The organism is Streptomyces sp. WELS2 (genome assembly GCF_013870595.1).
Lineage (GTDB): Bacteria > Actinomycetota > Actinomycetes > Streptomycetales > Streptomycetaceae > Streptomyces.
On the sequence record NZ_JACBWZ010000363.1, the window covers coordinates 1 to 5,977 of the forward strand.

Annotated in this window: 6 protein-coding genes and 1 tRNA gene; 5 read left to right on the forward strand and 2 right to left on the reverse strand. The window is 72.2% G+C overall.

Going from position 1 to position 5,977, the window contains the following annotated elements:
- The coding region (locus tag H5J33_RS20485; protein ID WP_181796383.1) for a S1C family serine protease at positions 1-1,044 on the forward strand (1,044 nt) is incomplete at its 5' end.
- Between the two features lie 67 nt (positions 1,045-1,111).
- A tRNA-Ser gene (locus H5J33_RS20490) sits at positions 1,112-1,198 on the forward strand.
- 166 nt (positions 1,199-1,364) lie between these two features.
- Here the strand turns inward: H5J33_RS20490 and H5J33_RS20495 are convergent.
- Together H5J33_RS20495 and H5J33_RS20500 are read right to left on the reverse strand one after the other, a co-directional pair.
- Positions 1,365-1,607 carry a hypothetical protein gene (locus H5J33_RS20495; protein WP_181796384.1) on the reverse strand — a complete coding sequence of 81 codons (243 nt, stop codon included), beginning with the start codon at positions 1,605-1,607 and terminating at the stop codon, positions 1,365-1,367.
- 57 nt (positions 1,608-1,664) lie between these two features.
- Complete coding sequence (locus tag H5J33_RS20500; RefSeq protein ID WP_181796385.1) at positions 1,665-2,540, reverse strand: bifunctional DNA primase/polymerase; 876 nt, start codon at positions 2,538-2,540, stop codon at positions 1,665-1,667.
- A 370-nt stretch (positions 2,541-2,910) separates the two neighbouring features.
- Here H5J33_RS20500 and H5J33_RS20505 point away from each other — a divergent pair, with 370 nt between their 5' ends.
- The 3 genes from H5J33_RS20505 to H5J33_RS20515 all read left to right on the forward strand — a co-directional run bounded on the left by H5J33_RS20505 (position 2,911) and on the right by H5J33_RS20515 (position 5,925).
- Positions 2,911-3,225, forward strand: a complete 315-nt coding sequence (locus H5J33_RS20505) for a hypothetical protein (RefSeq protein ID WP_181796386.1) — start codon at positions 2,911-2,913, stop codon at positions 3,223-3,225.
- A 296-nt stretch (positions 3,226-3,521) separates the two neighbouring features.
- Positions 3,522-4,079: a SigE family RNA polymerase sigma factor gene (locus H5J33_RS20510; RefSeq protein ID WP_181796387.1), complete on the forward strand. Its 558-nt coding sequence runs from the start codon at positions 3,522-3,524 to the stop codon at positions 4,077-4,079.
- Between the two features lie 190 nt (positions 4,080-4,269).
- Positions 4,270-5,925, forward strand: a complete 1,656-nt coding sequence (locus tag H5J33_RS20515) for a long-chain fatty acid--CoA ligase (RefSeq protein ID WP_181796388.1) — start codon at positions 4,270-4,272, stop codon at positions 5,923-5,925.
- Positions 5,926-5,977 lie beyond the last annotated feature (52 nt).

The window sequence follows — 5,977 nt, forward strand, 5'->3', positions numbered from 1 at the left end:
GGCTACACCCTGGCCAGGGACCGGGACGACCGCGGCTCCACCACGGTCTCCGCCTCCGACAGCGCCACGCAGGTCAAGCGCGCGCCGGGCACGATCGCCAACGTGGCCGCCAAGGCGCTGCCCAGCACGGTGACGATCCAGGCCGAGAGCAGCGACGGCGAGGGCGGCACCGGTACCGGCTTCGTCTTCGACACCCAGGGTCACATCGTCACCAACAACCACGTGGTCGCGGAGGCGGTGGACGGCGGCCGGCTCACGGCCACCTTCCCGAGCGGGAAGAAGTACGACGCCGAGGTCGTCGGTCACGCCCAGGGCTACGACGTCGCGGTCATCAAGCTCAAGAACGCCCCCGCCGGTCTGCGGCCGCTCCCCCTCGGCGACTCCGACAAGGTGGCCGTCGGTGACGAAACCATCGCCATCGGCGCGCCCTTCGGCCTGTCCAACACGGTGACGACGGGCATCATCAGCGCCAAGGACCGTCCGGTGGCCTCCAGCGACGGCAGCTCCACCAGCAAGGCGTCCTACATGAGCGCCCTGCAGACCGACGCGTCCATCAACCCGGGCAACTCCGGCGGCCCGCTGCTGGACGCCTCCGGTGCGGTCATCGGCATCAACTCCGCGATCCAGTCCACGGGAAGCGGCGGCTTCGGCTCCGGCCAGTCCGGATCGATCGGCCTGGGCTTCGCCATCCCGATCAACCAGGCGAAGTACGTGGCCCAGCAGCTGATCAAGACCGGCAAGCCGGTGTACGCCAAGATCGGCGCGTCCGTCTCCCTGCAGGACTCCTCCGACGGCGCGAAGATCACCGAGCAGGGCACGGGCGGCGCCGCCGCGGTCGAGTCCGGCGGTCCGGCGGACAAGGCCGGTCTGAAGCCCGGCGACGTCATCACCAAGCTCGACGACCACGTGATCGACAGCGGTCCCACCCTGATCGGCGAGATCTGGACCCACCAGCCCGGCGACAAGGTCACCATCACCTACAAGCGGGGCGGTCAGGAGCACACCGTGGACCTGACGCTGGGCGCACGCGAGGGCGACAGCTGACGGGGCCGCCCGCCGCGGCCGACGGGCCGGTAATCTGTACCCGCGCCGTCGGTCTCCGCCGGCGCGGGGAGGCGTGCCCGAGCGGCCGAAGGGAACGGTCTTGAAAACCGTCGTGGCAGCGATGTCACCGTGGGTTCAAATCCCACCGCCTCCGCGGAAGTTGTAATTACGCAGGTCAGCAGGGTGCTCCTCACCGAGGGGCACCCTTTCTGCATGGGCCGTCCCACCCTCGTCCACCCTGCCGGGTGGGGAATCCGCGCGCCGGCGCGGTGGGCACGGCTCCCTGCGTACGGCCCCGTCCCGGCCGTGGTGCGGGGCGGTTACTCCACGGCCGGGTCCTCCTGGGTCTGGCGTACCGCGCGGCGTACCGCCTGTCCGACCTCGTGGGGGTCGGTGCCGGTCGCCTCGGCCCGGGCGGTGATCGCCTCGTGCACCGCGTCCGAGGCCACGCGGAAGCGGCGCCGCTGCGCGTCGTACGCCTCGCCGGTCAGGCCCGCCAGGCGGGCGCGTTCCTGCTCGGCGGTGCGTTCCAGTCTGATCAGTTCATCCGGTATGTCCGTCACGTTCGGATCGTAAAAGGGTTCGCGGCTCCGCGCCTGCCCAGCCGTCCGGGGCGTCGCTCAGTGGTCCTGGTGTCCGGTCATCCGGGCCGCCGACGCGATCGTGGCGCGGGCCTCGCGCTCGGGCAGGCCGGTCGTCCGGGCCGCCTCGGTCAGGGCGTCCGCCAGGGCGGGGCCGATCCCGTTCTCGTAGGCGCGGCAGGCCGCCCAGAACAGGCGGGTGTTGCGCTGGCCCTCGTGCGCGGAGAGGACGAAGTGGACCAGCCCGTGCCCCTGGTCACCGGGGGCGGTCGGTGCCGGGTGGCGGGTCCGGCGAGGGGGGACCAGGAGCCGGAGCAGGGCCGGTGGGCAGGGGGCCGGGGGCAGCCGGGCGGTTCCCGGGGCCACGGTGTAGACGCCGTGGTCGGTGCGGGAGCCGGGGCCCACCAGGTAACCGCCGGCGCCCCGGATGTCGATGCCGGGGGCGAGCCGGCCGGCCGAGTTGGGGACCACGGTGTCCGGCGGTCCGCTCAGCCACAGGTGGCGGCCCCCGCTCGGGGTGAGCACGACGACCGTCTCCGGGATCGTGAACAAGTGGCGCAGGGCCAGTTCGCGCAGGTCGGCCGCGGAGTCCGTGCCGGACTTGGTGTCCAGGTCGACGCCGATCAGGTGGTGCGGCGGCAGTCCGCAGGCGATGCCGTAGCCGGTGGCCCAGGGCGCGGCGGCGAACAGGGCGCGGACGCGTCCGGGGTCGGTGGTGGCGTCGTACACGCCGTGGCCGGGGCGCCCGCAGGCGCCGTGGCAGGGCGGTTCGGCCGGGGCCGGTTCGTCGCGGTGGGGGGAGCGCAGTGCCGGGAGTTTCGTCCGGGACAGGGGGATGACGGCCAGGCCGCGCTCGGCGGCGGACAGGGCGTGCGCGAGGGCCAGTGCCGTGGCCTGCCGGTCGGTGAGGGCCATGACTCTATGGTCGTACATGTGTTCGAGTAAGGGAAGGGTGGATATCGGTTACGCGCCAAGGGGCGGTGGGCGGCGAGAGTGGGCGGGGGAAACGATTCGTCCCTTGTATCGCTTGACGAGCCGAAGGTCGTATCAGCCGCTTCTCGGATGGAAGGCCGCTAAAGATGCCGATAGGGGTTTATCGACTTGTCATCACGCTTGAGTGGGAATCATGACGTCGGGGATGGTTCGCCGGGGAATCGCTGGGCAACTCTGGTTGCGCGACGTCGTCCACGATCGTCGAGCCGGCCGGCCGACCGCCTCGACACGAGAAGCGGTTCACACACTTCCGGCCCTCGGGCCGCTCAGTGCTTGGTTCCTGGAGGAATACATGGCAAGCATCCGTACCGCTCGCGTTCTCGCCGCCGTCTCCGCCCTGCCGCTCGCGGCCGCACTCTTCACCGGTGTCGCGGCGGCGGACAACGGCGCCCTCGCGGACGACGGATCGAATGCCGGAGCGGCGGCGGTGCTCGGCAGTGGGGTCGGTGACGACAACAGCGGGAACTCGGCCACCGCGAACCAGAACGCGGTCGGCGCCGGTGCCTCGAACCAGAGCAACACCGCGCAGGTCAACCGGTCCGCGTGGACCGGCATCCAGCAGGGCAACGACAACACGTCCGTCGACTTCACCCCCCTGTGGGGGTGAGGCGGCACGGCTGAGCCCCGGCCGAGGTCCTTCGTGGGGAGGGGCCTCGTGGGGCGTGCTTCAGGGTCGTGACACGGCTGCGCGGCGGTGCTTCGGTGCCGCCGCGCGGTCGTGTTCGGCGGGTGGGTCGCGAGGGCCGTACCCGGCGGTTCCTCAGGGTCGTACCCGCAGACGGGACGGACCCGTGCTCCACCTTCAGGAGGTGGAGGCAGCCCTACCCCTACAACCTGAGGGGGATCCGTCTTCAGGACCTGCGGCCGATACCCGGGCGGGGTCCCCGCTCCTAGCGTGGAGGCATGACCACACCCGTCTGCACCAGCGCCTCGGCCGCCGCCGCACCCGGGCGGCAGACCTCCCTCTACCCGACGTTCGCGGCGTACGTGCGGGCCCGCCAGCCGGTCCTGCTGCGCACCGCGCGCTCGCTGACCGCGAACCCGAACGACGCCGAGGACCTGTTGCAGACCGCGCTGGCCAAGACCTATGTCGCGTGGGAGCGGATCGAGGACCACCGGGCGCTGGACGGCTATGTGCGCCGGGCGCTGGTGAACACCCGTACCTCGCAGTGGCGCAAGCGCCGGGTGGACGAGTTCGTCTGCGAGGAGCTGCCCGAGCCCGAGCCCCTGCCCCTCGGCGAGGACCCGGCCGAGCGGCAGGCGCTGCGCGACGCGATGTGGCGGGCGGTCCTGCGGCTGCCGGCGCGCCAGCGGGCCATGGTCGTCCTCAGGTACTACGAGGACCTGAGCGAGGCACAGACCGCCGAACTGCTCGGCGTGTCGGTGGGCACGGTGAAGTCGGCGGTCTCCCGGGCGCTGTGCAAGCTGCGCGAGGACCCGGAGCTGGCCCCGGCCCGCTAGAGCTCCCCGCCGGCGGCGACCGGTGCCCCCGGCCCGTTCCACGGTGACCGTCGGCCCCCTCCGCGGCGGCCCCGGCCCGCTCCGAGGTGACCGGAGCGTGACACACCCCCTAGTGACATACCGCGTGGTATGCGCGCAGAATCAGCGGAACCTCTACCACCGCGTAGGCGATGTCGCCCGGGAGGACTCCGTGCTGAGCACCATGCAGGACGTACCGCTGCTGATCTCCAGGATCCTGACCCACGGGGCCACGGTCCACGGATCGTCGCGGGTGACCACCTGGACCGGGGAGTCCGAGCCGCACCGGCGCACCTTCGCCGGCATCGGGGTCCGCGCCGCCCGGCTGGCCCACGCCCTGCGGGACGAGCTGGGCGTGACGGGCGACGACCGGGTCGGCACGCTCATGTGGAACAACGCCGAGCACGTCGAGGCGTACTTCGCCGTGCCGTCCATGGGCGCGGTGCTGCACACGCTCAATCTGCGGCTGCCCGCCGAGCAGCTGGTGTGGATCGTCAACCACGCGGCCGACAAGGTCGTCATCGTCAACGGATCGCTGATCCCGCTGCTCGCGCCGCTGCTTCCGCAGCTGCCGACGGTCGAACACGTCGTCGTCTCCGGCCCCGGCGACCGGGCCCCGCTGGCGGGCGCCGCCGCCCGGGTGCACGAGTACGAGGAGCTGATCGCCGGCCGGCCCGACCACTACGACTGGCCCGAGCTGGACGAACGCCGGGCCGCCGCCATGTGCTACACCTCCGGCACGACCGGCGACCCCAAGGGCGTGGTCTACAGCCACCGTTCGGTCTACCTGCACTCCATGCAGGTCAACATGGCCCAGTCGATGGGCCTGACCGACCAGGACACCTCCCTGGTGGTCGTCCCGCAGTTCCACGTGAACGCGTGGGGGCTGCCGCACGCCACCTTCATGACCGGCGTGAACCTGCTGATGCCGGACCGCTTCCTCCAGCCGGCCCCGCTCGCCGAGATGATCGGGTCCGAACGGCCCACCCACGCGGCGGCCGTCCCGACCATCTGGCAGGGCCTGCTCGGCGAACTCACCGCGCGGCCGCGGGACGTCTCCTCCCTCACCCAGGTCACCATCGGCGGCGCCGCCTGTCCGCCGTCCCTGATGGCGGCCTTCGACAAGCTCGGCATGCGGGTCCGCCACGCCTGGGGCATGACGGAGACCTCCCCGCTGGGCACGGTGGCCCGTCCGCCGGCCCACGCGGCCGGCACCGAGGAGGAGTTCCGCTACCGCGTCACCCAGGGCCGCTTCCCGGCGGGCGTCGAGGCCCGCCTCACCGGCCCCGACGGCGCACACCTGCCCTGGGACGGCGAGTCGGCCGGCGAGCTGGAGGTGCGCGGCCCCTGGATCGCGGGCGCCTACTACAACGGCCCCGACGCCGAACCCCTGCGCCCCGACGACAAGTTCAGCGCGGACGGCTGGCTGAAGACCGGGGACGTCGGCACCATCTCCCCCGACGGCTATCTCACCCTCACCGACCGCGCCAAGGACGTCATCAAGTCCGGCGGCGAGTGGATCTCCTCGGTCGAGCTGGAGAACGCGCTGATGTCCCACCCGGACGTCGCCGAGGCCGCCGTCGTCGCCGTGCCCGACGACAAGTGGGGCGAACGCCCGCTGGCCACCGTCGTCCTGCGGCCCGGCGCGAGCGCCGACTTCCAGGCCCTGCGCACCTTCCTCGCGGAGGAGGTCCGGATCGCCCGCTGGCAGCTGCCCGAGCGCTGGACCACCCTCGAGTCGGTGCCGAAGACCAGCGTCGGCAAGTTCGACAAGAAGGTGCTGCGCCGGCGGTACGCGGACGGGGAACTGGACGTCACCCGCCTGTGACGGCGGTGCACCGGGTTCGGTTGTGACGGCGGTGGCGGTACGAAGCGGCCCG